24 protein-coding genes and 1 tRNA gene are annotated in these 25,610 nt (G+C 68.0%); 15 read left to right on the forward strand and 10 right to left on the reverse strand.

Going from position 1 to position 25,610, the window contains the following annotated elements:
* Position 1 precedes the first annotated feature (1 nt).
* A complete protein-coding gene (locus VHAB30_RS25345) occupies positions 2 to 808 on the forward strand; it encodes a cyclase family protein (RefSeq protein WP_095743084.1) in 807 nt (268 codons plus the stop codon).
* Between the two features lie 13 nt (positions 809 to 821).
* Positions 822 to 2,144 (forward strand): fumarylacetoacetase, encoded by a 1,323-nt coding sequence (gene fahA, locus VHAB30_RS25350; protein WP_159279017.1) that lies wholly within the window; start codon positions 822 to 824, stop codon positions 2,142 to 2,144.
* A 54-nt stretch (positions 2,145 to 2,198) separates the two neighbouring features.
* Here the strand turns inward: fahA and VHAB30_RS25355 are convergent.
* The 3 genes from VHAB30_RS25355 to VHAB30_RS25365 all read right to left on the reverse strand — a co-directional run bounded on the left by VHAB30_RS25355 (position 2,199) and on the right by VHAB30_RS25365 (position 3,691).
* Positions 2,199 to 2,274, reverse strand: a tRNA-Gly gene (locus VHAB30_RS25355).
* A gap of 63 nt (positions 2,275 to 2,337) precedes the next feature.
* Complete coding sequence (locus VHAB30_RS25360) at positions 2,338 to 3,240, reverse strand: NAD(P)/FAD-dependent oxidoreductase (RefSeq protein WP_159279018.1); 903 nt, start codon at positions 3,238 to 3,240, stop codon at positions 2,338 to 2,340.
* Positions 3,230 to 3,691, reverse strand: coding sequence for an Rrf2 family transcriptional regulator (locus VHAB30_RS25365; RefSeq protein WP_159279019.1), 462 nt, complete (start codon positions 3,689 to 3,691; stop codon positions 3,230 to 3,232). The genes VHAB30_RS25360 and VHAB30_RS25365 overlap by 11 nt, the downstream gene beginning before the upstream one ends.
* Positions 3,692 to 3,940: 249 nt before the next feature.
* On the opposite strand from VHAB30_RS25365, the gene VHAB30_RS25370 reads away from it, so the two are divergent.
* The gene (locus VHAB30_RS25370) at positions 3,941 to 4,417 is read left to right on the forward strand and encodes an adhesin (protein WP_159279020.1); all 477 of its coding nucleotides are present in this window, start codon (positions 3,941 to 3,943) and stop codon (positions 4,415 to 4,417) included.
* A 106-nt stretch (positions 4,418 to 4,523) separates the two neighbouring features.
* On the opposite strand, the gene VHAB30_RS25375 is transcribed toward VHAB30_RS25370, so the two are convergent.
* The 5 genes from VHAB30_RS25375 to VHAB30_RS25395 form a co-directional block, all read right to left on the reverse strand.
* The gene (locus tag VHAB30_RS25375; protein WP_159279021.1) at positions 4,524 to 4,970 is read right to left on the reverse strand and encodes a MaoC family dehydratase; all 447 of its coding nucleotides are present in this window, start codon (positions 4,968 to 4,970) and stop codon (positions 4,524 to 4,526) included.
* A 10-nt stretch (positions 4,971 to 4,980) separates the two neighbouring features.
* Positions 4,981 to 6,261 (reverse strand): benzoyl-CoA 2,3-epoxidase subunit BoxA, encoded by a 1,281-nt coding sequence (gene boxA, locus VHAB30_RS25380; protein ID WP_070061454.1) that lies wholly within the window; start codon positions 6,259 to 6,261, stop codon positions 4,981 to 4,983.
* Positions 6,262 to 6,311: 50 nt separating this feature from the next.
* Positions 6,312 to 7,739 (reverse strand): benzoyl-CoA 2,3-epoxidase subunit BoxB, encoded by a 1,428-nt coding sequence (boxB, locus tag VHAB30_RS25385; protein ID WP_062470322.1) that lies wholly within the window; start codon positions 7,737 to 7,739, stop codon positions 6,312 to 6,314.
* 34 nt (positions 7,740 to 7,773) lie between these two features.
* On the reverse strand, positions 7,774 to 9,447 hold the full coding sequence (boxC, locus tag VHAB30_RS25390) for a 2,3-epoxybenzoyl-CoA dihydrolase (protein ID WP_159279022.1): 1,674 nt from the start codon (positions 9,445 to 9,447) through the stop codon (positions 7,774 to 7,776).
* 436 nt (positions 9,448 to 9,883) lie between these two features.
* The gene (locus VHAB30_RS25395) at positions 9,884 to 10,831 is read right to left on the reverse strand and encodes a helix-turn-helix transcriptional regulator (RefSeq protein WP_095743079.1); all 948 of its coding nucleotides are present in this window, start codon (positions 10,829 to 10,831) and stop codon (positions 9,884 to 9,886) included.
* A gap of 168 nt (positions 10,832 to 10,999) precedes the next feature.
* Between VHAB30_RS25395 and VHAB30_RS25400 the strand changes: the two genes are divergently transcribed.
* The 9 genes from VHAB30_RS25400 to VHAB30_RS25440 all read left to right on the forward strand — a co-directional run bounded on the left by VHAB30_RS25400 (position 11,000) and on the right by VHAB30_RS25440 (position 20,026).
* Positions 11,000 to 11,494 carry a 4-hydroxylaminobenzoate lyase gene (locus VHAB30_RS25400; RefSeq protein WP_159279023.1) on the forward strand — a complete coding sequence of 165 codons (495 nt, stop codon included), beginning with the start codon at positions 11,000 to 11,002 and terminating at the stop codon, positions 11,492 to 11,494.
* The gene (locus VHAB30_RS25405) at positions 11,491 to 13,041 is read left to right on the forward strand and encodes a 3,4-dehydroadipyl-CoA semialdehyde dehydrogenase (protein WP_159279024.1); all 1,551 of its coding nucleotides are present in this window, start codon (positions 11,491 to 11,493) and stop codon (positions 13,039 to 13,041) included. Before VHAB30_RS25400 ends, VHAB30_RS25405 begins: the two co-directional genes overlap by 4 nt.
* A 30-nt stretch (positions 13,042 to 13,071) precedes the next feature.
* Positions 13,072 to 14,625: a benzoate-CoA ligase family protein gene (locus tag VHAB30_RS25410; RefSeq protein ID WP_159279025.1), complete on the forward strand. Its 1,554-nt coding sequence runs from the start codon at positions 13,072 to 13,074 to the stop codon at positions 14,623 to 14,625.
* Positions 14,622 to 15,446: an alpha/beta fold hydrolase gene (locus VHAB30_RS25415; protein ID WP_159279026.1), complete on the forward strand. Its 825-nt coding sequence runs from the start codon at positions 14,622 to 14,624 to the stop codon at positions 15,444 to 15,446. Before VHAB30_RS25410 ends, VHAB30_RS25415 begins: the two co-directional genes overlap by 4 nt.
* On the forward strand, positions 15,443 to 16,618 hold the full coding sequence (locus VHAB30_RS25420; RefSeq protein ID WP_139703460.1) for an ABC transporter substrate-binding protein: 1,176 nt from the start codon (positions 15,443 to 15,445) through the stop codon (positions 16,616 to 16,618). Before VHAB30_RS25415 ends, VHAB30_RS25420 begins: the two co-directional genes overlap by 4 nt.
* 105 nt (positions 16,619 to 16,723) lie before the next feature.
* A complete protein-coding gene (locus VHAB30_RS25425; protein WP_062470301.1) occupies positions 16,724 to 17,596 on the forward strand; it encodes a branched-chain amino acid ABC transporter permease in 873 nt (290 codons plus the stop codon).
* Complete coding sequence (locus tag VHAB30_RS25430; RefSeq protein ID WP_159279027.1) at positions 17,593 to 18,576, forward strand: branched-chain amino acid ABC transporter permease; 984 nt, start codon at positions 17,593 to 17,595, stop codon at positions 18,574 to 18,576. Before VHAB30_RS25425 ends, VHAB30_RS25430 begins: the two co-directional genes overlap by 4 nt.
* Entirely contained in the window at positions 18,573 to 19,325 is a 753-nt protein-coding gene (locus VHAB30_RS25435; RefSeq protein ID WP_062470295.1) for an ABC transporter ATP-binding protein, read from the forward strand. Before VHAB30_RS25430 ends, VHAB30_RS25435 begins: the two co-directional genes overlap by 4 nt.
* Positions 19,325 to 20,026 (forward strand): ABC transporter ATP-binding protein, encoded by a 702-nt coding sequence (locus tag VHAB30_RS25440; RefSeq protein WP_139703457.1) that lies wholly within the window; start codon positions 19,325 to 19,327, stop codon positions 20,024 to 20,026. Before VHAB30_RS25435 ends, VHAB30_RS25440 begins: the two co-directional genes overlap by 1 nt.
* A 16-nt stretch (positions 20,027 to 20,042) precedes the next feature.
* On the opposite strand, the gene VHAB30_RS25445 is transcribed toward VHAB30_RS25440, so the two are convergent.
* The gene (locus tag VHAB30_RS25445) at positions 20,043 to 20,954 is read right to left on the reverse strand and encodes a LysR family transcriptional regulator (protein ID WP_159279028.1); all 912 of its coding nucleotides are present in this window, start codon (positions 20,952 to 20,954) and stop codon (positions 20,043 to 20,045) included.
* Between the two features lie 107 nt (positions 20,955 to 21,061).
* Here VHAB30_RS25445 and VHAB30_RS25450 point away from each other — a divergent pair, with 107 nt between their 5' ends.
* The 3 genes from VHAB30_RS25450 (at position 21,062) to VHAB30_RS25460 (ending at position 24,191) form a co-directional block, all read left to right on the forward strand.
* Positions 21,062 to 21,802 (forward strand): SDR family NAD(P)-dependent oxidoreductase, encoded by a 741-nt coding sequence (locus tag VHAB30_RS25450; RefSeq protein ID WP_159279029.1) that lies wholly within the window; start codon positions 21,062 to 21,064, stop codon positions 21,800 to 21,802.
* A 31-nt stretch (positions 21,803 to 21,833) separates the two neighbouring features.
* The gene (locus VHAB30_RS25455) at positions 21,834 to 22,058 is read left to right on the forward strand and encodes a tautomerase family protein (protein ID WP_070061404.1); all 225 of its coding nucleotides are present in this window, start codon (positions 21,834 to 21,836) and stop codon (positions 22,056 to 22,058) included.
* Positions 22,059 to 22,220: 162 nt separating this feature from the next.
* Positions 22,221 to 24,191: a sigma-54-dependent Fis family transcriptional regulator gene (locus tag VHAB30_RS25460; protein WP_159279030.1), complete on the forward strand. Its 1,971-nt coding sequence runs from the start codon at positions 22,221 to 22,223 to the stop codon at positions 24,189 to 24,191.
* 54 nt (positions 24,192 to 24,245) lie between these two features.
* Here the strand turns inward: VHAB30_RS25460 and VHAB30_RS25465 are convergent, their stop codons facing one another.
* Positions 24,246 to 25,553, reverse strand: a complete 1,308-nt coding sequence (locus VHAB30_RS25465) for a hypothetical protein (protein WP_174250285.1) — start codon at positions 25,551 to 25,553, stop codon at positions 24,246 to 24,248.
* Positions 25,554 to 25,610 lie beyond the last annotated feature (57 nt).

The following is a 25,610-nucleotide window of genomic DNA, read 5'->3' on the forward strand; positions in this document are numbered from 1 at the left end:
CATGCCACGCAAGTTCGTCGACCTGTCGATCTTTCTCGAAAACGACGTGCTGTCCGATCCGCCGGCCTTCGCGCCGAAGATCCAGTACTTCACGCACGAGCACACCTTCGAGCAGATCGAGCCCTTCTTTCCCGGCCTGAAAAAGGAAGACCTGCCCGACGGCGAAGGCTGGGCGGTGGAGCTGGTGCAGCTGTCCACGCACAACGGCACGCACCTCGATGCGCCCTATCACTTTCACTCGACGATGGACAAGGCGCTGGGCGAGAAGAAGCCCGCCATCGCCATCCACGACGTGCCGCTCGAATGGTGCTTCCAGCCCGGCGTGAAGCTCGACTTTCGCCACTTCGCCGACGGCTACGTGGTCACGGCGGCCGATGTCGAGGCGGAGTTGAAGCGCATCAATCACACGCTGAGCCCGCTGGAGATCGTGGTGGTCAACACGCGCGCCGGCTCGCGCTACGGCAACCCCGACTACGTGTCGGCCGGCGCGGGCATGGGCTACGAAGCGACGATGTATCTGCTGGAGCGCGGCGTGCGTCTCACGGGCACCGACGCGTGGAGCTGGGACGCGCCCTTCGTGCACACCGCCAAGAAGTACGGCGAGACGCACGACGCCTCGCTCATCTGGGAAGGCCACAAGGCCGGGCGCGACATCGGCTACTGCCACATCGAGAAGCTGCACAACCTCGAGGTGCTGCCGCCCACGGGCTTTTTCATCAGCTGCTTCCCGCACAAGATCCGCGGCGCCTCGGCGGGCTGGACGCGCGCGGTGGCGATCTTCGACGACGCGCTGATGGCGTCGGTCTGAGGTGCAGGCGGCCATGAACGGACTCAACCACACGCACGACGTTGGCGCCCGCAGTTGGGTCGCATCCGCCAATGTCGCGGGCAGCGACTTTCCGATCCAGAACCTGCCGTATGCGATGTTCCGCCGCACCGGCAGCCCCGAGCCGTTTCGCGGCGGCGTGGCCATCGGCGACCAGGTGCTCGACCTCGCGGCGCTGGCCGCGGGCTCGCACGTCGACGGCCTGGCGCTCGATGCGGCGCGCGCCGCTGCCCTGCCCGCGCTGAACGATTTCTTCACGCTCGGCCCGCCCGCCTGGCAGGCGCTGCGCCATGCGGTCTTCGCGCTGCTGCACAGCGATGCGCCGGCCGCGACCGCGGACGACCTGCGCGGCTGCCTCGTGCCGCAGGCCGAGGTCGAATACACCGTGCCCGCGCGCATCGGCGACTACACCGACTTCTACACCTCGATCGACCACGCGCTGAACATCAGTCGCCTGATGAACCCCGACGGCGACGTCACGCCCAACTTCCGCTGGGTGCCGACGGCGTACCACGGGCGCGTGTCGACCATCGGCGTGAGCGGCCAGCGTTTTCACCGGCCGATGGGCCAGGCCATGGCGCCCGGCGCGAAGGCGCCGACCTACCAGGCCTGCGCGCGGCTCGACTACGAGCTTGAGCTGGGCGTGTGGATCGGCCAGGGCAATGCGCAGGGCGAGGCGATTCCACTCGCGCGCGCGGAAGACCACATCTTCGGTCTCTGCCTGCTCAACGACTGGTCGGCGCGCGACATCCAGTTCTGGGAAATGGCGCCGCTCGGGCCCTTCCTTGCAAAGAACTTCGCCACCACGATCTCGCCGTGGATCGTGACGATGGAAGCGCTGGCGCCCTACCGCCAGGCGTGGACGCGGCCCGTGAACGAGCCGCAACCGCTGGCCTACCTGGAGAGCAGCGCGAACCGCGAAGGCGGCGCGCTCGACATCCGGCTCGAGGTGTGGCTCGAAAGCGAAAAGGCGCGCGCGCAGAAGACCGGGCCGTCGCGCCTGTCGGGCACGAGCTTCAAGCACCAGTATTGGAGCGTGGCGCAGATGGTGGCGCACCATACGGTGGGCGGCTGCAGCCTGAACCCGGGCGACCTGTTCGGCAGCGGCACCATCTCGGGCCCCGGCGAGGGCGAGGCCGGCGCGATCATCGAGCTGACGCGCGCGGCCCAAACCCCGGTGACGCTGGCCAACGGCGAGACGCGCGGTTTCCTGGAAGACGGGGATGCGGTGCTGCTGCGCGGCTGGTGCGAGAAGCCCGGCCATGCGCGCATCGGTTTCGGCGAGAGCCGAGGGACCGTGCTGCCGGCGCGGGGTTGAAAGCGACGCGCCAATGAAAAAGGCCACCTGGTGAGGTGGCCTTTTCATGCGATTTGGAGCGGGAAAAGAGTCTCGAACTCTCGACCTCAACCTTGGCAAGGTTGCGCTCTACCAACTGAGCTATTCCCGCGTGAGCCTCAGATTATAGGGTGGTTTGAGGCGGTTTGCCATCCTCCCCCGAAAAAATTTGAAATCAGGCGCCGAACACCAGCGCGCGGTGCATCGACACCCCGGCGAACAGCCCGTCGGCCGAGGCCAGCGTGGCGTTGGAAAAAGCCATCGCCACATCGCCCGCCGCGTACACGCCGGGCACCGTGGTCGTCTTCATCGCATCGACGCGCAGCACCGGGCCCGTGGGGCCGTCGTCGAACGCGCAGCCCAGCTGCTCGGCCAGCGGACTGGTCGGCCGCGTGTGCGGCGCCACGAACAGCGCCTCGATCGGCACGCGCCGCCCGTCGTCCAGACGCACGGCCGCGAGGTCCGTCCCCTGCCCTTCGAGGCCGGCGATGCGCCCGGGCTCCAGGGTCACGCCGCGCGACTGCAGCCGGGCACGCGCCTCGGCATCTGGCCCTGCGTCGCCATTCAGGAAGAGCGTGGTCGGGCCCCACTCGGCGATCAGCAGCGCGTGGTCCGGCGGGTGCGCGCTGTGAAAGAGCACGCCCAGCGGACGGTCGCCGAACTCGTAGCCGTGGCAGTAAGGACAGTGCAGCACGCTCTTCCCCCAGCGCTCGCCGAGACCCGGAATGTCCGGCAGGCCGTCCTGCACGCCGAAGGCCAGCAGCAGCTTGCGCGTCGACAACTGTTCCCCGTGGTTCAACGAAACGGTGAAGCCCTCCGCGCCATCGGCCGTCGCGGCAGTCACCGTGCCTTCGACGAAGGTGACCGACGGATAAGCGAGCAGCTTGTCGCGCGCGTCGGCAATCATCTGCAACGGCGGCATGCCGTCCTGCCCGAAGAAGCCGTGCGAGGCGGCGGCGAAACGGTTGCGCGGCGCGCCCGCGTCGACCACACAGACCTTCCTGCGTGCGCGCGCCAGTTGCATGGCGGCGGAGAGGCCGGCAAAGCTGCCGCCCACGATGAGTGCGTCATGGCGCATGTGCGATGTCCTTCGCGGTGAAGCCGCCGCCCGTCATGCGGCGATGAAAGTCCCTGGAAAGATCGGCCAGCGTGATCCCGTTGAGCCGCCGCAGCAGCAGCGCCTCGGCCTCCTGGCAGGCGCTGTCGAGCGCCGCGTTCACCGCCTGCTCGACGATGCAGCCCGGGCTCTCGGTGCGGTTGCCCATGGCCAGCAGCGCAGGCGCGCCGACGGCGTTGTGGATGTCGCCCAGCGTCACCGAACTCAACGAACACGACAGCACCCAGCCGCCCCCATGGCCCTTGGCCGAGCTGACGAAGCCGGCCTGCCGCAGCCCCGCCATGAGCCGGCGCACGACCACGGGGTTGGTCTGCATCGCCGCGGCGAGCGCCTCGGAGGTGATGGGGGCGTCCAGCTCGGCCATGTGCAGCAACACGTGGAGCACGCCGGAAAGCTTGCTGTCTCGTTTCATGCAACATTATGAGTTTCATGTTTTCGATGACACGGTGCATCGCGCCAAGAAACCCCGGATCGGGCGGGGATTTGAGAACGCCGCCCTAACGCACGAGCCCCCGATTCCGCCGACGGCCGATTCCCACAGCGTCGAGCGAACGCGCCGCACATGGCGACAACCTGCCGGCCCGTCATGGTTGCCCCCGAATCGATCGAACCCCGGTCGGTTCTGCAAACCGTGACTCAGCAACGAAAGGAACTGTCACTCATGACTACACATGCAACCAACCGCATCTTCATCGGCGCCATGCTGGCGGGCCTGCTGGCCCTCGGCGGGACGGCCCAGGCGCAAGGCGTCGGGGTCGGCGTGGGGGTCAACGCCGATGTGAAGGCCTCGGGCAGCACCGGCGCGACGCCACAAGGCGGCGCAGCGGGCGCACGCACGCAGACCGGTGCGTCGGCCGATGCCAACGCGGACACCTCCACCTCCGGCGCGACCGGCGGCGTGGGCAATGCCGTCGGTGGCGTGCTCGGCACGGCCACGGGTGCGGTCGGCGGTGCCACCGGCGCCGTGGGCGGCGCGACGCAAGCCGTCGGCGGTGTGACCAACACCGTCGGCAGCACCGTGAACAGCGCGACCGGTGCCGCGGGCGCCGTGGGCGGCGCCGTGAAACCGGCCACGGCCGGCGCCAAGGCGAGCGGCAAGGCCCAAGGCTCGGGCGCGGTCGACCTGCACAAGAAGTAAGTCGCACCCCGCATCGCTGCAGCGGCCGGACGCGGCGGCTGCAGCGCATCGCTCCGCAAGAAGAAATCAAGCCCGCAACGCGCCATGCGTTGCGGGCTTGTGTCGTTCAGAGGTCGGGTGCGGACAGCTTGAAGAGGCTGGTGACTTCGGTGTCGAGCACCACCAGCGCGCGCTGGTTGAACAGCCGCCAGCGCCAGCGCAGGATGCCGAGCGTGGGGCGCTTCTCGGAGCGGCGCACCTCGATCACGTCGGCCACGAGCCGCAGCGCATCGCCGGGTCGCACGGGGTTCGGCCAGCGCACGTGCTCGAGCCCGGGCGAGGCGAACGATTCGGAACCGGCCAGCGCCGCCTCGACCACCAGCCGCATCGCGATCGAGCAGGTGTGCCAGCCGCTCGCAATGAGCCCGCCGAAGGGGCTGCCTGCCGCCGCCTCGGCGTCGGTGTGGAACCACTGCGGGTCGTAGGCCCGCGCGAACTGCACGAGTTCGGCTTCGGTGAGCACATACGGCCCGGCCTCGATGACCTGGCCTGCGTGGAAGTCGGCGAACTGCATCCGCCGCAGCTTAGTACGTTTCGAGGTGCAGGCGACCTTCGCGCTTCAGTGCCGCGCCCACCGTGTCCCAGTCGAGCCCCGCTTCCTTCGCCACATCGCGCAGTGCGAGCACCACGCCCTCTTCCATGCTCTTGAGGCCGCACACGTAGAAGTGGCTGGCGCCGTCTTTCAGCAGCGCGGCCAGGTCGGCGGCGCGTTCGCGCATCAGGTCCTGCACATAGCGCTTGGGTTGGCCCGGCGTGCGCGAGAACGCGAAGTTGATGTCGATGAAGTCTTTCGGCAGCGACTGCAGCGGGCCAAAGTACGGCAGCTCCTGCTGCGTGCGCGCGCCGAAGAACAGCATGAGCTTGCCGCCTTCGAACTTGCCGCTCTTGCGCAGGCGCCGGCGCCATTCGGTCATGGCGCGCATGGGCGCGCTGCCGGTGCCGGTGCAGATCATCACGATGTGCGACTTGGGGTGGTTCGGCATCAGGAACGACGCGCCGAAGGGCCCCACCACCTGCACGGTGTCGCCCACCTTGAGGTCGCACACGTAGTTGGAGCACACGCCGCGCACCGGGTCGCCTTCGTGGTCCTCGGTGACGCGCTTCACGGTGAGCGAGACGTTGTTGTAGCCGGGCCGCTCGCCGTTGCGCGGGCTGGCCACCGAGTACTGGCGCGCATGGTGGCGCTTGCCGATGGCATCGACGCCCGGCGGCACGATGCCGATCGACTGGCCTTCGAGCACGGGGAACGGCACCACGCCGAAGTCGAGCACGATGTGGTGGGTCTCGCTGTCGAAGCCGGCCTCGGTGCAGTTGAAGTTGCCCACCACCGTGGCGGTGGTCGGCGTCTTCGGCGGAAAGAGGTTGGTGTAGGCGTGCGCGGCCGACCAGGGCGGCACGCTGGCGCCGTACTGCGCGGAATTGAAGGCGGGCTCGGTGCCCTGCACGGCGGCCTGGGCCTGCGTCTGGGCAGGCACTTCCGCGGCCTCGGCGGCGGCGCCGGACACGCCCGCCGCCTCGAGTTCCTCGGGCGACAGCTCGGCGGGCAGTTCTTCCCACGTGAGCTGCTCTTCGATGGTGTACGCGCGCACCAGCGGCATGGTGCGCCAGTTGTCGATCGAGCCCGTGGGGCACGGCGAGATGCAGGCCATGCAGCCATTGCAGACGTCCGCACGCACGACATAGTTGTTGTCGTCGTGCGTGATCGCGTTCACGGGGCAGGTCGCCTCGCAGGTGTTGCAGCGGATGCAGATCTCGGGGTCGATCAGGTGCTGCTTGATGACCCCGGCTTCAACGACCATGTCCATGTTGTTCTCCATGCCCTCGCCGTGGGGACGAGGGCTTCATATCCAGACGCTCAGCCGAAACGCACGTATTCAAAGTCCACCGGCTGGCGGTTGATGCCCATCACCGGCGGCGAGATCCAGCCTGCGAACTTGCCCGGCTCGATCACGCGGCCCATCAACGATGCCACGAAAGCGAAGTCTTCGGAACTCGGCAGCCATTCGTCGCGCTTGGCGGCCCATTCGATGTCGTTCACCACACGGCCCTCGGGCGACATCTTGATGCCGGCGAGTGCGCCGATCTGGCGGTTGAAGGCCTTGTGCGGCACGACCAGACGGGTGGGAATGCCGGCCTTCTCGAGCACCTTGTTCCAGCGGCCGACGCCGGCCACCGAGTCCTTGATGAAGTCGTCGCGCAGCACTTCGTTCAGGGCGTTGAGCATCGGCACGTCCTTCTCGACGAGCTGGCCGTCCTTCACCTCGAGCACCTTGTAGGTCTGGCCCTTGAGCACGTGGTCGTCGTCGCGCTTGCCTTCTTCGTAGCGGCCCTTCAGGCCCGAGCTGTAGAAGATGGCGGCGTTGCTCGACTGGTCGGCGCCGAACAGGTCGATGGTCACCGAGTAGTGGAAGTTCAGGTAGCGCTGGATGGTGCCCAGGTCGATGCAGCCGGCGGCGCGGATCTTCTGCGCGTCGTCGGTCTTGAGCTCGTTCATGACCTGCGCGGTGCGCGCGATGACGCGTGACACGCCGCTCTCGCCCACGAACATGTGGTGGGCCTCTTCGGTCAGCATGAACTTCGTGGTGCGCGCCAGCGGGTCGAACGCGCTCTCGGCCAGCGCGGCCAGCTGGAACTTGCCGTCGCGGTCGGTGAAGTAGGTGAACATGAAGAACGCGAGCCAGTCGGGCGTCTTCTCGTTGAAGGCGCCCAGGATGCGCGGGTTGTTGGCATCGCCCGAGGTGCGCTGCAGCAGCGCGTCGGCCTCTTCGCGGCCGTCGCGGCCGAAGTGCTTCTGCAGCAGGTAGACCATGGCCCACAGGTGGCGGCCTTCTTCGACGTTGATCTGGAACAGGTTGCGCAGGTCGTACATGCTGGGCGCCGTGAGGCCCAGGTGGCGCTGCTGCTCGACCGACGCGGGCTCGGTGTCGCCCTGCGTGACGATGATGCGGCGCAGGTTGGCGCGGTGTTCGCCGGGCACGTCCTGCCAGACCTTCTCGCCCTTGTGGTCGCCGAAGTGCACTTCGCGGTTGGCATCGCCCGGGTTCAGGAAGATGCCCCAGCGGTAGTCACGCATCTTCACGTGGCCGAACTGCGCCCAGCCTTGCGGGTCGACGCTCACGGCGGTGCGCAGGTACACCTCGTGGTTGGTCGAGCCTTCGGGGCCCACGTCGTCCCACCAGTTGATGAAGTTGGGCTGCCAGCCTTCGAGCGCGCGCTGCAGCGTGCGGTCTTCGCCGAGGTTGACGTTGTTGGGGATCTTCTCGCTGTAGTTGATCGTGCTCATCGTTGTTCCTTGGGTTGTGCGGACTGCTCTGTGCTCAAACGCGGTTCAGGTCGAAGCCGGCTTTCTGGCCGGTGCCGTAGACCTTCAGCGCGCCCTTTTCGCCGACGGCGTTGGGGCGGTTGAAGATCCAGTTCTGCCAGGCCGTGAGGCGGCCGAAGATGCGGGTGGCCATGTTCTCCTTGCTGGCAAAGCGCAGGTTGGCTTCGAGGCCGGTGAGTGCGTCGGGCGACATGGCGGCGCGCTCTTCGATGGCGATGCGGATCTCGTCGTCCCAGTCGATGTCGTCGGGCGCGGCGGTGACGAGGCCGAGCTTCACGGCTTCGTCGGCGTCGAGCGCCTGGCCGGCGGCGGCGCGCGCGGCTTCGAGCGGGGCGGCCTCTTCATAGAAGCGGCGCTGCAGGCGGCTCTGGTCGTTCACCATCGGGAAGAAGCCAAAGTTGAATTCGTTGAGCGTGAGCTTCGGTGCGCGCGCGGCATCGTCGGGCAGCGCGAGCATGTAGGTGCGGTCGGCCGCGAAGGCCAGCTCGGCCAGCGTGCCGGCGAAGCACGAGCCGGCCTCGACCAGCGCGAACAGGCTGCGCGACGACACATCGAGGCGCGCCAGCGTGCGGCGCAGGCCGCCGATGGTTTCGCGCACCAGCCAGTGGTCCTTGTTCGCGAACATCACGGCATCCGATGCGAGCACGGCGGCGGCGTCGCCTTCGGTCTTGAGCAGCCAGGTGCCGACGTCGAGTTCGTTGGTGCGCAGGTTGAGGATCGCGTCGTCGAGCTCGCGGCACACGGCCAGCGGCCACCAGGCGGCGCCCGCGGCTTCGATGGCGGCGATGTCGGCCGGCTGCGCGCCGGTGGGCGCCTTCACGGTGATCGTCGCGGTGCGCTTGCTGCGGTCGATCTGCACGTTGACGTTGGCATACGCGATGCCGTCGGCGCTGTCGGTGCGTTCGACGCGGGTCAGGGCCACGCCCTTGGCGCCGGCGGGGCGGTCGCTGCCGGCGGCGAGTTGCGTGGCGCGTTCCTGCACGGCAGCGGGGAACTGCGCGGGCTTGGCCACGGCATCGACCAGGCGCCAGTCGACCGCGCGCTGGCCGCGCACGCCTTCGACGCTGGTGCAGAAGATGTCGGCGAGGTCATGGCGCACATGGCGCTTGTCGGTCACGCGAGTGAGGCCGCCGGTGCCGGGCAACACGCCGAGCAGCGGCACTTCGGGCAGCGAGACGGAAGAAGAGCGGTCGTCGACCAGCAGGATCTCGTCGCAGGCCAGTGCCAGTTCGTAGCCGCCGCCGGCGCAGGCGCCGTTCACGGCCGCGAGGAACTTCAGGCCCGAGTGCCTGGAGGTGTCTTCCATGCCGTTGCGCGTCTCGTTGGTGAACTTGCAGAAGTTCACCTTCCAGGCGTGGCTGGAAACGCCCAGCATGAAGATGTTGGCGCCGGAGCAGAAGATGCGGTCCTTGCCGCTGGTGACGATCACGCTGCGCACTTCGGGGTGCTCGAAGCGGATGCGGTTGAGCGCGTCGTTCAGCTCGATGTCCACGCCCAGGTCGTAGCTGTTGAGCTTGAGCTTGTAGCCGGGGCGGATGCCGCCGTCTTCCGCGATGTCGAGCGTGAGGCGCGCAATGGCGCCGTCGAAGCTCAGCGACCAGTGGCGGTACTGGGCGGGTTCGATGCGGTAGTCGACGCGCTGGGGCGCCTGGAGCGTGGTGTCGGTCATGCGGAAGTCTCCTGTGGGGCTGTGTTCAGAAAACCGTGAACAGGAATAATAATGCACTTCCTTGTTCCGATGACATGCATCATGCTGCATGCAAACAGGCAAGTCAATGCCTGTTGTGCTTTTTTTCAGATTTCAGGCAGATGAGGGATCAGGGGGCGTGCGCAGGACACCGGGTACTTCCCTCCGCGAATGTCCCCCGGGCTTCGCCCTCCTCCTTGATTTCGCTGCGGGAAGCACCCAGTGCCCTGCGCACGGGGCACGCGGTCGGGCCACGGCCGATCAACCACCGCTCTGAAAACGCTCACGCCGATGGGGTGCCTTGCGCAGCGAAATCAAGGAGGAGGCCGCAGGCCGGGGGACATTCGCGGAGCAAGGTACCCCGTCGGCGGGAGCGTCGCCCTGAACAGCGAACGCCCCAACGCCAGCAGCAAGAAACTCAGGCCAGCCCCATCGACTGCCGGGCGACCGCGCGCAAGGCCTGAAAGCTCTGTGGCAAGGTCTTCCCACTGGTATCGACCGACAGATCGGCCTTCGAATAGAAGGCAGCGCGGCCGTTCAGGATGCGACGAAGGTCTTCCATGGCCTCCTTGCTGGCCGCCATCGGGCGGGTGTCGCCCTGGGCGGCCACGCGGCCCATGTGCTCCTCGGGCGCGGCCTGCAACCACACGGTGGTGCAGTGGGCCAGCAGTTCGTTGAAGGTGGCCGGGTCGGACACGATGCCGCCGGGCGTGGCGATGACCACCTCGCTGTAGATCTGCACTGCTTCTTCCAGCGCGCGGCGCTCGTAGCGGCGGTAGGCGTTGGTGCCGTACAGGTCGTGGATTTCGCGCACGCTGCAGCCCGCCAGCTTCTCGATCTCGCGGCTCAGTTCGATGAACGGAATTTCGAGGTCCTCGGCCAGCATCTGCCCCAGCGTCGACTTGCCCGCGCCGCGCAGCCCCACGAGCGCGATGCGCCGGTGCCGCGCCGGGTCGACCGAAGCCGTGCCCAGCATCTCGCCGAGCGCCACGCGCACGCGGCGCAGGTCGGCCTCACTGCGGTGCTCGAGCAGTTCGCGGATCAGCAGCCACTCGGGCGAGCTGGTCGTCACGTCGCCCACCAGCTCGGCCAGCGAGCAGTGCAGCGCCCCGGCCACCTGCTGCAGCACCAGGATCGATGCGTTGCCGATGCCGTATTCCAGGTTCGCCAGGTGGCGCTCCGACACGTCGGCCGACAGGGCCACCGCCTTGCGCGTGAGGCCGCGCTGCGCGCGCAGATTGCGCACGCGGTCGCCCAGCGCCACCAGCAATGGGTTCTTGGCCTCCCCGGCCACGGCGGCGCCGTGGTTGTTGCCGGTGCCGCCCTCGGGCGCGGTGGCCAGCACCGCGTCTACATGCTCGTTCATGCCATTCCTCGTTCTTCGCCGGGATTGTGCGCGCTCAGGGTAAACACCATAGATGCACTATATTGCTTGACACCTGTTGTCTCGCTGCTTATTGTTCGATCACACGCAAGATACTGCACACGCAGACTTCCTGCAAGAAGTCGATAGTTCATCCGTTCGAGGCCCACGATGTCCGACACCTCCACGCCCGCCACCGGCAAGGCGGCATTTCACCAGCTGATCGCCGACCTGACCGCCGAGATCGCCGGCCAGCCGCTGGACGCCACGCTCGACCAGTGGCTCAACGCCACCCACGGCGCCGGCAGCGCCCGTTTTGCGCAACTGCGCCAGGCCTGCATCGGCGGCGTCGCCGAAGGCTGGCTGTGCGATCGCGAAGGCGGCGGCATCAAGTACGGCCGCGTCTTCAAGGCCGAGGACGCGCTGCACCGCTTCTCGGTCGACGTGGTCGACATGCAGGACCTCGCCGGCCCGCACCACACGCACCCGAACGGCGAGATCGACCTGATCATGCCGCTGGACGACACCCCCGCCGCCACCTTCGACGGCCGGCCCGCGGGCTGGTGCGTCTACGGGCCCGGCACCGCACACCGCCCGACCGTGGCCAAGGGCCGCGCGCTCGTCCTCTACCTGCTGCCCGAGGGGCAGATCAAGTTCACTTCATGACCGACCTTCTCGCCAACCACGTCGCCGGCCGCTGGCAAAGCGGCACGGGCGCCGGCACGCCCCTGTTCGACCCGGTGCTCGGCACCGAACTCGCGCGCGTCGACGCCACCGGCCTCGACCTGCCCGAAGCCTTCGCCTTTGCACGCGAACAGGGCGGCCGCGCGCTGCGCGCCCTCACCTACCGCCAGCGCGCCGGCCTGCTCGCCGCGCTCGTGAAAGTGCTGCAGGCGAACCGCGACGCGTACTACGAGATCGCCACCGCGAACTGCGGCACGGTGAAGAACGACTCGGCGGTCGACATCGACGGCGCGATCTTCACGCTCGGCCAGTACGCCAAGTGGGGTGACGCGCTCGGCGACGTGCGCGCGCTGCGCGACGGCGAGGCCGTGAAGCTCGGCAAGGAGCCCGTGTTCCAGTCGCAGCACCTGCAGGTGCCGACGCACGGCGTGGCGCTGTTCATCAACGCCTTCAACTTCCCGTCGTGGGGCCTGTGGGAAAAGGCCGCGCCCGCGCTGCTGTCGGGCGTGCCCGTGATCGTGAAGCCCGCCACGGCCACCGCCTGGCTCACGCAGCGCATGGTGAAAGACGTGGTCGATGCGGGCGTGCTGCCGGCCGGCGCGCTGTCGGTCATCTGCGGCAGCTCAGCCGGCCTGATGGACCAGCTCCAGCCTTTCGACGTGGTCTCGTTCACCGGCTCGGCCGAGACGGCCGCCATCATCCGTTCGCACCCGGCCGTGGCCGAGCGCTCGGTGCGCGTGAACATCGAGGCCGACAGCCTCAACAGCGCCCTGCTGCTGCCCGGCGCCGCGCCCGGCAGCGAGGCCTTCAACCTGCTCGTGCGCGAAGTGGTGCGCGAAATGACGGTCAAGTCGGGCCAGAAGTGCACCGCCATCCGCCGCATCCTGGTGCCGGCCGAGGTGTACGACGCCGCCGCCGAAGCCATCGGCGCGAAGCTCGCGGGCGTGACCGTCGGCAACCCGCGCAACGAGAGCGTGCGCATGGGCTCGCTCGTGAGCCGCGCGCAGCTGAACGCGGTGCGCGACGGCCTCGACGCGCTGGCCGCGCAGACCACCGTGCTGCACGACAGCCGCAACCAGCCGCTCATCGACGCCGACCCCGCCGTGGCCGCCTGCATCGGCCCCGTGCTGCTGGGCGCGCGCGACGCCGATGCGGCGCAGCGCGTGCACGACGTGGAAGTGTTCGGCCCGGTCGCCACGCTGCTGCCCTACAACGACCTGGCACACGGCATCGCGCTCGCGCACCGGGGCCAGGGTTCGCTCGTCACCTCGCTGTATGGCAGCGACGATGCCGCGCTCGCCCAGGCTGCGCTGTCGGTCGCACCGAGCCACGGCCGCGTGCACGTGATCACGCCCGAGGTGGCGCAGGCCCACACCGGCCACGGCAACGTGATGCCGATGTCGATGCACGGCGGCCCCGGCCGCGCGGGCGGCGGCGCCGAGCTGGGTGGCCTGCGCGCGCTCGATTTCTATCACCGCAGGAGCGCGGTGCAGGCGAGCCCCGGCGTGCTCGCCGCCCTCGGCCTCTAGCGCCACGCACAGGCCCCAAGGAGACACACGATGAACAGCAGCCTGCCCGCACGATTCAACTTTGCCGAACACCTGTTCGCCCTCAACCGCGGCCGCGCCGCACGCACCGCCTACATCGACGACCGCGGCACGCTGGGCTACGGCCAGCTCGAAGACCGCGCGCGCCGCCTGGCCGCCGCGCTGAAGGCCGCGGGCATCCGCCGCGAAGAGCGCGTGCTGCTGCTCATGCTCGACGGCAACGACTGGCCCGTGAGTTTCCTGGGCTGCCTGTACGCGGGCATCGTTCCCGTGGCCGTGAACACGCTGCTCACGCCCGACGACTACGCCTACATGCTCGACCACAGCCGCGCGCAGGCGGTGCTGGTGTCGGGCGCGCTGCTGCCGACCCTGCAAGATGCGATGGCGCGCGGCGGCCATGAAGTGCAGACGCTGTTCGTGTCGCAACCGACGGGCGCATTGCCCGAAGGCGCGCAAGAGTTCGAGGCCGCGCTCGCCGCCGCCGAGCCCCTGCCCGCACCGGCACCCACCGCGTCGGACGACCCCGGCTTCTGGCTCTATTCCTCCGGCTCCACCGGCAAGCCCAAGGGCACGGTGCACACGCACGCCAACCTGTGGTGGACCGCCGAGCTCTACGGCAAGCCCGTGCTCGGCCTCACCGAAGGCGACGTGTGCTTCTCGGCCGCCAAGATGTACTTCGCGTACGGCCTGGGCAATGCGCTGACCTTCCCGCTGTCGGTGGGCGCCACCGTGGTGCTGATGGCCGAGCGCCCCACGCCCGATGCCACCTTCCGTCGCTGGACCGAGCACAAGCCCACCGTGTTCTTCGGCGCGCCCACGGGCTTCGCGGGCATGCTCGCCTCGCCGAAGCTGCCCGCGCGCGAAGCCGTGGCGCTGCGCATGTGCTCGTCGGCCGGCGAGGCCTTGCCCGGCGAGATCGCGCAGCGCTTCAAGGCGCACTTCGGCTGCGAGATCATCGACGGCATCGGCTCCACGGAGATGCTGCACATCTTCATCTCCAACCGCCCCGGCGACGTGCGCTACGGCACCACCGGCAAGCCGGTGGACGGCTACGAGGTCGAGCTGCGCGGCGAGGACGGCCGCCCCGTGCCCGACGGCGAGGTGGGCGACCTGTACATCCGCGGCCCGAGCTCGGCGCTGATGTACTGGTGCAACCGCGAGAAATCGCGCGACACCTTCCAGGGCGGCTGGACCAAGAGCGGCGACAAGTACACGCGCGACGCCGACGGCTACTTCACGTACGCCGGGCGCAGCGACGACATGCTCAAGGTCAGCGGCATCTACGTCTCGCCCTTCGAGGTTGAGGCCACGCTGATGCAACACCCCGCCGTGCTCGAGGCCGCCGTCATCGGCAAGGACGACGCCGACGGGCTCACGAAGACCAAGGCCTTCGTGGTGCTGAAAGACGGCGCTGCGGCCACCGAGGACGAGCTCAAGGCCTTCGTGAAGGAACGCCTGGCGCCCTACAAGTACCCGCGCTTTCTGGAGTTCGTGAGCGAGCTGCCGAAGACGGCCACCGGCAAGATCCAGCGCTTCCGGCTGCGCGAACGCGAGAAGCAGGCATGAGCACGCCGACGGTTGCCACCGACTTCGCCACCATCGACTGGCGCGGGCGCACCGTGCGCATCGAGTGCCAGTGGATCGCCCCCGAACGCGGCGCCGACACCCCGCTCATCGTGTTCCTGCACGAAGGCCTGGGCTCCGTCGCGATGTGGAAGGACTTTCCCGCCCAGGTCTGCGAAGCCGCCGGCGCGCGCGGACTCGTGTTCTCGCGCCCCGGCTACGGCCGCTCCACGCCGCGCGCCGAGGACGAGATCTGGGACGTCGACTTCATGCACCGCCAGGCGCACGAGGTGCTGCCCGCGCTGTTCGCCGCGCTGAAGCTCGGCGACGAGAAGCCCTGGCTCTTCGGCCACAGCGACGGCGGCTCGATCTCGCTGCTGTATGCCTCGCGCTTCTCGGACAAGGTCGCGGGCCTCGTGGTGCTCGCGCCGCACATCTTCGTGGAAGACAAGACCGTCGCGAACATCGAGATCGCGCGCGACGCCTACCGCACGAGCGACCTGCCCGCCAAGCTCGGCCGCTACCACGACAGCGCCGACTCGGCCTTCTGGGGCTGGAACCGCATCTGGCTGCACCCGCCTTTTCGCGACTGGAACATCGAGGCCGAGCTGGCCACGATCCGCTGCCCCGTGCTCGCGGTGCAGGGCATCGACGACGCGTACGGCACGCTCGCGCAGATCCGCGACATCGCACCGCGCGTCGGTGGGATTTGCGAGCTGCTCGAAATCCCTGAATGCGGGCATTCCCCGCATCGCGATCAGCCGGATCGTGTCATCGTCGCGACCGCTTCTTTCATCACCAACAACAGGAGACAGACACCATGACGAACCTTCGCACCGCGCGCCTGGCGCTCACGGCCATCGCCCTCGCCGCCCTGGCCTCCGCGGCCGGCGCACAGGGCACGGCAAAGCTCAAGGTCGGCCTCATGCTGCCCTACAGCGGTACCTACACCGCCCTGGGCGTGGCCATTGAAAACGGCTTCAAGCTCTACGTGGAACAGCAAGGCGGCAAGCTCGCGGGCCGCGAGATCGAATACTTCAAGGTCGACGACGAGTCCGACCCCGCCAAGGCCACCGACAACGTCAACAAGCTCATCAAGCGCGACAACGTCGACGTGATCGTGGGCACCGTGCACTCGGGCGTGGCGATGGCCATGGCCAAGGCCGCCAAGGAAAGCGGCACCGTGCTCATCGTGCCCAACGCCGGCGCCGACGCGGTGACGGGCCCCATGTGCGCGCCCAACATCTTCCGCAGCTCGTTCAGCAACTGGCAGCCGGCTTTCGCCATGGGCGAGGTGGCGGCCAAGCAGCAGGGCAAGAAGAAGGTCATGACCATCACCTGGAAGTACGCGGCCGGCGAAGAGTCGGTCAACGGCTTCAAGGAAGGCTTCGAGAAGAACGGCGGCAAGGTCGACAAGCAGCTCACCCTGCCCTTCCCCAACGTGGAATTCCAGGCCCTGCTGACCGAGATCGCGGCGGCCAAGCCCGATGCGGTGTACGCCTTCTTCGCGGGCGGCGGCGCGGTGAAGTTCGTCAAGGACTACCAGGCCGCCGGCCTGAACAAGACCATCCCGCTGTACGGCCCCGGCTTCCTGACCGACGGCACGCTCGACGCGCAGGGCGAATCGGCGCAAGGCATGCTCACCACGCTGCACTACGCCGACGGCCTGAACACCCCGCGCGACAACGCCTTCCGCGTGGCCTATGCCAAGTCGTTCAAGCTGCAGCCCGACGTGTACGCGGTGCAGGGCTACGACGCCGCGCAGATGCTGGGCGTGGGCCTGAATGCCACCAAGGGCGACATCTCGAAGAAGGCCGAGTTCACGGGTGCGATCGAGAAGGCCAAGATCGACAGCCCGCGCGGCACCTTCACGGTGAGCAAGTCGCACAACCCGGTGCAGGACATCTACCTGCGCAAGGTGGAAGGCAAGGAAAACAAGCTGGTGAGCACCGCGATCAAGGGTCTCTCCGATCCGGCACGCGGCTGCCGGATGTAAGCCAGGCCACAGGCCTTCGGTTCTCTCTCGTTCCCTCGCGGCCCCGATCCATTTCACGGGGCTGCGAGCCGCCTTGCGGCAACCACAACCAACTGGGATCTCACGGTGGATTTCGGAACCTTTCTCGTGCAGTGCCTGAACTCCGTTCAATACGGCCTGCTGCTCTTTCTCGTGGCCTCGGGGCTGACGCTGATCTTCGGGATCATGGGCGTCATCAACCTCGCCCACGGGAGCTTCTACATGATCGGCGCCTACATGGCGTTCTCGCTGGCGCCGCTGTTCGGCGACCAGTTCCTGCTGATGCTGGTGGCCGGCGTGGTGCTGGCCGCGATCTTCGGCTACGTGCTGGAGTGGGCCTTCTTCAGCTACCTCTACCAGCGCGACCACCTGCAGCAGGTGCTCATGACCTACGGGCTCATCCTGGTGTTCGAGGAGCTGCGCTCCATCTTCGTGGGCAACGACGTGCACGGCGTGAAGGTGCCCGCGTGGCTGGACGGCAGCTTCGCGCTGGGCAACGTCATGAGCTACCCGTGGTATCGCCTGTTTGCCTCGGCCGCCTGCATCGTGCTGGCCGTGGGCCTGTACTACGTGGTGAACCGCACGCGCCTGGGCATGATGATCCGCGCCGGCGCCAGCAACCGCGACATGGTGCGCGGCCTGGGCATCGACGTGAAGCGGCTGTACCGCATCGTGTTCGCGGCCGGCGTGGCGCTGGCGGCGCTGGCCGGCATGATCGCCGCGCCGATGTCCTCGGTGTACCCGAACATGGGCGCCAGCGTGCTCATCATCTGCTTCGTGCTGGTGGTGATCGGCGGCATCGGCTCGATCACCGGGGCGCTCGTGGCCTCGCTGCTGGTGGGTTTTGTCGACACCTTCGGCAAGGTGTTCTTCGCCGACCTGGCGGGCATCGGCATCTACCTCTTGATGGCCATCGTGCTGATCTGGAAGCCCGAAGGCTTGATGGGGAGGCGGCCATGAGCCCCGTGGTTGCATCCGCACCTTCGTCGCCGCGGCGTGGCGCCTTCGTCGTGCCCCTGCTGTGCGCCATCGCGCTCGGCGTGGCCGGTCCGCTGCTGGGCAACTACGCGTCGGACTTCATCGTCAAGGTGATGATCCTGTCGATCTTCGCGCTCAGCCTGGAGCTGCTCGTGGGCATGACCGGGCTCGTGAGCCTGGGCCACGCGGCCTTCTACGGCATCGGCGCGTACGTCACCGTGCTGGCCTCGGGCAACGAGGGCGGCAACTTCGCGCTGCTGCTGGTGCTCGCGATGGGCGCGGCGGCGCTGTATGCGCTGTTCGTGGGTGCGCTGAGCCTGCGCACGCGCGGCGTGTACTTCATCATGGTCACGCTGGCCTTCGCGCAGATGGCCTTCTTCGTGTTCCACGACACCAAGGTCGGCGGCGGCAGCGACGGCATCTACCTGTACGTGCGCCCGGCCCTCGGCGCGCTCGACATGGAGAACCGCACGGTGCTGTTCTACGTGGTGCTGGCGGCGCTGGTGTTCACCTACGGCCTGCTGGCGCTCATCCGCCGCTCGCGCTTCGGCGCCGCGCTCGCGGGCATCCGCGTGAACGAGCAGCGCATGCGCGCGGCGGGCTTCGCGGTGTACGGCTACAAGCTCGCGGCCTTCGTGCTCGCGGGCGCGCTGGCCGGGCTCGCGGGCTTTCTGCTGGCCTCGCGCGACGGCGTGGTCAACCCCGAGCTGATGGCCTGGCACAACTCCGGCGAGGTGCTGCTGATGGTGATCCTGGGCGGCCTCGGCCACCTGCGCGGCGCGGTGATCGGCGCCGTGGCCTTCACGCTGTTGAAGGAAATCTTCTCCACCCACGCCGTGATGGGCCCGCTGGCCGACCACTGGCAGCTCACGCTGGGTATTGCCATCATCGTGTTCGTGGCGCTGCTGCCCAAGGGCCTGATCGGCCTGGTGCAGCGCCTGTCGCCGAAGGGAGGCGCATGACCGCCGCACTGCTGTCCGTGGACAAGCTCACGCGCCGCTTCGGTGGCCTCACCGCCGTCAACGCCGTCACGCTCGACCTGCACATCGGCGAAGTGCATGCGGTGATCGGCACCAACGGCGCCGGCAAGTCGACGCTCATCAACATGCTCTCGGGCGAGATCGAGGCCTCCGAAGGCCGCATTGCGCTCGACGGCGTGGACATCACCGCGCGCGCGCAGTCGCGCCGTGCCCGCGACGGCGTGGGCCGCAGCTACCAGCGCACCACCATCTTCCCGGAGTTCACGGTGCACGAGAACTGCCGCCTCGCCGCGCAGGCCGCCACGGCAAAACCGTGGGCGATCTGGCAGTCGTCGCAGCGCTGCGCCACCAGCAACGCCTCGGCCGACGCCGCGCTCGAAGCGGCGGGCCTCACCGCCGAAGCCCGGCGCGTCGCCGGCACGCTGAGCCACGGCGCGCAGCGCCAGCTCGAAGTGGCGATGTGCCTGGCCACCCACCCGCGCGTGCTGCTGCTGGACGAACCGCTCGCCGGCATGGGCGCGGAAGAGACCGACCGCATGCTCACGCTGCTCGCGCGGCTGAAGGCCACGCACGCCATCCTGCTGGTCGAGCACGACATGGACGCCGTGTTCCGCATCGCCGACCGCATCACGGTGATGGTGAACGGCACCGTCATCGCCACGGGCAACCCACAAGAAATTCGCGAGAACCCCGAAGTGCGCACCGCGTACCTCGGCGAGGAGCAACACTGATGCTGATCGTTCGCGACCTCAACACCTACTACGGCAACAGCCACATCCTGCGCGGCGTGCATGCCGGCATTCCGGCGGCGACCTCCGTCGGCCTGCTCGGGCGCAACGGCATGGGCAAGACCACGCTCATCCGCACCATCATGGGCTACGTGCGCCCGGCCTCCGGCGAAGTGCAGGTCGACGGCCGCACCGTCACCGGCCTGCCGCCCGAGAAGATGGCACGGCTGGGCATCGGCTACGTGCCCGAAGGGCGCGGCATCTTCCCGAACCTGTCGGTGCGCGAGAACCTCGTGATGAGCGAGCGCGCCGGCATCGACGGCCAGCGCGCCTGGACCTTCGACCGCGTGATGGCCACCTTCCCGCGCCTGTCGGAACGGCTCTCGCACGGCGGCCAGCAGCTGTCGGGCGGCGAGCAGCAGATGCTCTCCATCGGCCGCGCGCTCATGACCAACCCGCGCCTCCTGATCCTCGACGAGGCCACCGAAGGCCTCGCGCCGCTGATCGTGGCCGAGATCTGGCGCGTGATCAGCGAAATCCGTGCGACGGGCATCGCCACGCTGATCGTCGACCGCGACTACCGCAAGGTGCTCGCGCACACCGACCTGGCGGTGGTGATGGAGAAGGGGCAGATCGTGCGGCATGGGGCGTCGGCCGATCTGCTGGCCGAGCCGCAGGTGCTGGAGGAACTGCTGGGCGTGTGAGCATGCGTGGCGGGCATCACCCGGTCCGCTGCGCCATCAGGAAATCGATGAACACCCGCATGCGCAGCGGCACGTGGCGCCCGTCCGGGTACAGCAGCGTGTAGGGCCGCGAACGGCCCGCGAAGGGCTTCAGCACCTCGACGAGCGAACCGTCGGCCAGTTCCTTCTCCACGACGAAGCGGTAGGTCTGGAACAACCCGGCGCCGCTTTTCGCGAGCGTGACGCCGCCGAGCACGTCGTCGGAGCAGCTGTAGGCGCTGTCCGCGAAGACTTCGCGGTCCTTGCCGTTCTCCTTGAAGAGCCACGAAATGCGGCGGCCACTGCTGGGCAGCTCGAACTGGATGCACTCGTGCGCGGCGAGATCGTCCAGCGTGCGTGGCGTGCCGGCCCTCCTCAGGTATTTGCGCGTGGCGACCACGACCAGGTCCGCATCCTCGAGGTGCCGCGCGATCAGCGTGGAGTCGGGCTGGGCCCGCACGCGCACGGCCATGTCGTAGCCCTCTTCCACGAAATCGATGTTGCGGTTGCTCAGGTGCACGTGCAGCCGGATGTCGGGAAAGCGTTCGCGAAACGCCGGCAGCATCGGCAGGATGCGGTGGTGGCCGTAGGTGGTCGGCACGCTGATGCGCAGCGTGCCCGAAGGCAGCGCCTGCTGGCCCATCACCTCGCGCTCGGCCTCGGCGAGCTGCGCCAGCGCCTGTCGGCACTGTGCAAAGTAGGAGCGGCCCGCGTCGGTGAGCCGCACGCTGCGCGTGGTGCGCACGAAAAGCCGCAATCCCAGCCGCTTCTCGAGCCGGGAGATCGATCGGCTCACGGCCGCCGGCGTCACACCAGCCGCGAGTGCCGCCGAGGTGAAGCCGCCGCTCTCCGCAGCGAGGCAGAACAACTCGATGCTGCCCAGAAGGATGTCGCCGAACTGCCGCTGCATGGATTGATTACCTTGTGTATCAAGTGAAGTTCGAGTCTAGTGACTTATCTGTTTCGCTGTCATCAATACAGTTCTCCCCACGTCATCAACTTCCCTGGAGAACCGACATGCAGGACAACTCTTCCCCCACCGTGGTCATCACCGGCGCCTCGAGCGGCATCGGCCTGGGCCTTGCGCAGGCGTACCTCGCGCGCGGCTTCAACGTGGTCGCGAATGCGCGCACCGAAGAGCGGCTCGCAGCCGCCGCGAAGCAGCTCGGCAACCCGGCGCGCCTTCTCGGCGTCGCGGGCGACATCGGCCGCCGCGACACCGCGCAGCAGCTCGTCGACCGCGCCGTGGCGCGCTTCGGCCAGGTGGACGTGCTCGTCAACAACGCGGGCATCTTCAACGCCAAGCCCTTCGTCGACTACACCGAAGACGAACTCGACCAGCTGGTCGCCACGAACCTCAAGGGCTTCGTCTACGCCTCGCAGGCCGTGGCAAAGCACATGGTCGCGCGCCGCCGGGGACACATCGTCAACATCACGGCGAGCATCGCGCTGCAGCCGAACCAGCAGGTGCCGGCCGTGTTGCCGGTGCTGATCAAGGGCGGCATCAATGCCGCGACGCGCGCGCTGGCGCTCGAACTCGCACCGCACAACGTCAAGGTGAATGCGGTGGCACCCGGCATCGTGGACACGCCGCTGTACACGCCCGAGCAGCACGGCTTCCTCAACGGCCTGGCACCCGCCGGCCGCATCGCGACCGTGCAGGAGATCGCCGATGCGGTGCTCTACCTCACGAGCGCCGATTTCACGACCGGCGTCGTGCTGCCCGTGGATGGCGGCATGAGCACCGGCAAGTGGTAGTCACCTCAGTCATTCACCCAAGGAGCACACCATGCCTTTCATCAACCTGAAGATCACCCGCGACGGCGTCACGCGCGAACAGAAAACCCAGGTCATTGCCGAGTTCACGGAAACGCTCGAACGGGTGCTGAAGAAGCCGCCGGAATGGACGCACATCGTGATCGAGGAGATCGACACCGACGACTGGGGCTTCGCGGGCCTGACGACCACCGAGTACCGCAAGCGGCTGGCCGAGCGTGCGAAGCCGCCGCAGTGAAGGAATGGCGCCGGACCGGGCCGCATTGCCCTCGATGTGAGGGGGAGTAACACGTCCGTTCCACCGGGTTTCACCTCTGTCCTGCGACAGCGCGACAGCCGAATCATGTCCGGCTGCGCAGCCCCTCCCCGTGCCGCGCCCACTCCACGCACGAGGCTGCGCATGACGTCCCTGCAATCGCGCCACATCGACAACGTCTATTCGATCGCCACCGGCACGGCGCTGCGGGCTGATCCGGCGGCGAGCCTGGTGCACAAGTCGTGGGCGCGCTGCGTGCGCGACCATGGGCTTGATCCGTCGCGGCCGACGCCCGCGCGCATCCTGCCGGCGCAGGAGGTGCGCGTGCACCAGCAGCAGCTCGAGCACTTCCTGCGCGCCGCGCGCGCGGGCATGGAAGACATCTACCGCCGCGTGGCCGAGCTGGGCTACATGGTGCTGCTGACCGATGCCGAGGGCATCACGGTCGACTACATCGGCAACCCCGCCTGGGACGACCAGCTGCGCCGCGCCGGACTGTACCTGGGCGCGGACTGGAACGAAGCGCACGCCGGCACCTGCGGCGTGGGCACCTGCCTCATCGAACGCCAGCCGATGACCTGCCACCAGACCGAGCACTTCGACGCCACGCACATCGCGCTCACCTGCACGACGGCGCCGCTGTTCGACCACAGCGGCAAGCTCACGGCGATCCTCGACGTGTCGGCCCTGCGCTCGCCCGAGGCGCGCGAGAGCCAGCACCTGGTGCGGCACCTGGTGTCGATCTACGCGCGGATGATCGAGGACGCCGACTTCCTGCGGCACTTTCGCGGCCACTGGATCCTGCGGCTGGGCAGTGCCTTCGGGCTGGTCGACGTGGCGGGCGAAGTGATGCTGGCCTTCGACGAGGGCGGCACGGTGGTGGGCGCCAACGGGGGCGCACGCGAGGTCTTCCTGGGGCGCCAGCAACCTCTGTTGGGCGGTGCGGTGTCGGAGCTGCTGCACCTGCCGATGGACGCGATCTGGCGCCTGGGCAACGGCGGCGCGTCGGCCCTGCCGTTTGCGCACACCGTGCTGCTGCCCGGCGGCGGCGAGTACCACGCCTCGTTGATCGCGCCGCGGCTGCGGCGCTCACCAGTCACGACGCCCGCATCACCTGCGCCCCAGCCTTCGGACCGCCTGCCGCCGCTCGAGCGCATCGCGGGCGACGACGACCCCGCCATGCAGCAGCTGATCGCGCAGGCGCGCCGGCTGGTGGACCGCGGCATCCATGTGCTGGTCGAGGGCGAGACCGGCAGCGGCAAGGAGGTGCTGGCGCGCGCGCTGCATGGCGCGAGCCGGCGCGCGGCGCTGCCCTTCGTGGCGGTGAACTGCGCGGCCATTCCCGATTCGCTGATCGAGAGCGAGCTCTTCGGCTACACGCCCGGCAGTTTCACGGGCGGCCGCGCCAAGGGCATGAAGGGGCTGATCGCGCAGGCCGACCGCGGCACGCTGTTTCTCGACGAGATCGGCGACATGCCGATGGCGCTGCAGACGCGGCTGCTGCGCGTGCTGTCCGAAGGCGAGGTGCTGCCGCTGGGCGCGGAGTCGCCGCAGCGCGTGGACCTTGCGGTGGTGGCGGCCACGCACCGCGACCTGTCGGCGCTGGTCGCGGCCGGGCGCTTTCGCGAAGACCTGTACTACCGCCTGTGCGGCGCGGTGCTGAAGCTGCCGCCGCTGCGCGCGCGGCGCGACCGGCGCTACCTGATCGAGGCGATGTTCCGTGAAGAGGCAGCGGCGATGGGCTCGACGGCGCGGCTGTCGGAGGCGGCGATGCTGCGGCTGATGGCGCACGACTGGCCGGGCAACCTGCGCGAGTTGCGCAATGTGCTTCGATTGGCGCTGGCGTTGTGTGCATCGGAGTTCGTAACCGCTGACGAATTGCAACTGGCAACGCCCCGCGCAATCTCAGCCATCGATGCGTCGACGGCTCGAAAAGAATGCCACGATGCGGCCACGAAAGACGAAATTCATGGGGCGCTGTTAGTCGAAGCGCTGCAGCGCCATCGCTGGCATGTGTCCCGTGCAGCACAAGAACTAGGCATCTGCCGCGCCACGCTGTATCGGCACATGAAGCGCCACGCCATCACGCCACCGCAACGCGGCCAGCGCCCATGAAAAAACCCGCAGCCCTGTTCAGAGCATGCGGGCTCCGTCGCAATGACGACTCGCTCAGTAGATGATGCCCAGATGCAGGAAACCAGCCTTTGGCGACGGGCTGCGTGCGCCGATCAGCACCTCAAGGCGCTTCGAACGCATCGCAAAATAAACGTCGCTGCCGACTACTGCGGCACGGATGCCAGCAGGTGACGTGGCGGGACCAGCGGAGAGCGCGAGGTCGGCTGAAGTACCACTTCCCGGAAGGCTCATGGAGACGGTGTATGTCGACGCGGCGACCTTCGACAGATCGATGGTGCCTTTGGTCGACCAGCCCGTGCTGATGAAGTCCTCATAGCCCTGTGCGGCCGGAACGCCAATGGCGAACACTTGGTTGCCGTTGGCGGGTGACGTGCCGGCACTCAGGTAGGTCTTGTCGCCTTCAACATCGGCGATCCCGAAGCGACCGAGCAACGCACCAGTGGTCTGGTTTTTCAGCAACCACATGCCAGGTTGTGTATCAGCTTCGATATTGCTGGTGACCACGTTTGCCGCGGGGCAGTTCTCGATGCGGTAAATGACCGGATCGACACACTGCTTCATGATCGTACCGCCCCCGGAAATCTGGATCTGCGCAATGGCCGACTCACCACCAGCGGCCGAGACCTCGATACGCGCGCGGTCGTAAGTGCCGTCCAACTTGCTCTGCGTGATAAGCAACGCCCGCGACGCTACAAAGGGAAATGCACCGTACGTCGGGGATCCCGCGTAAGGCACGCTGAATGGAAGCGCACCGACGACGTTGTCGCGCAAGCCACGCAAACGCAACGCGGCGGCGGGGACGCCGGTGATGCGATCGCTCTGCACAAGCCAATCGCTGGTGGGCGACACGCCCGGTGTCATCGTGCCGGAACTCGCATTTCCGGACGCATCCGTCACGGTGTAGGTGAACTTGTTGAAGTCCATGTTGAGTGTCTGACGCGAGCCGTTGGCTGCGAACACGATGTAGTCACCGTTTCTGTAGTCGCCCGTTTGGACCCAGAAGTTCAACTCCTTGGTACGCCCCTCCGATGCGCTGGCCACCAGCTTGTAGCTGGTCGCGCCCAGCCCGATATTGTCAAAGCGAGAGACCCATTGCTTGGACGACGTGTCGACATCAGTGCGTCTCACGTTGGCACTATCCATGCCGCCGACCCACGAGACGCTGTCCCCCTCGCTGGTTTTGACTGCAACCAACTGGCCGGGCAGCACGACATAGCGACCAGAACTGTCCGGTGTGGCTGCGCTGCCATTGATTTCGACCGTCAATTTCAGCTCTGCTGCTGTTGCGGGCGGCGGGCTGGGCTCCGGCTCCGGCGCTGGCGTGATGGCAACAGGCAGCATGGGCATTCCTCCGCCCCCGCCCCCCCCCCCACCACCGCCGCCGCAGCCGGCGAGTCC

Origin of the sequence: Variovorax boronicumulans (assembly GCF_009811375.1) — a bacterium.
Taxonomy (GTDB): domain Bacteria; phylum Pseudomonadota; class Gammaproteobacteria; order Burkholderiales; family Burkholderiaceae_C; genus Variovorax; species Variovorax boronicumulans.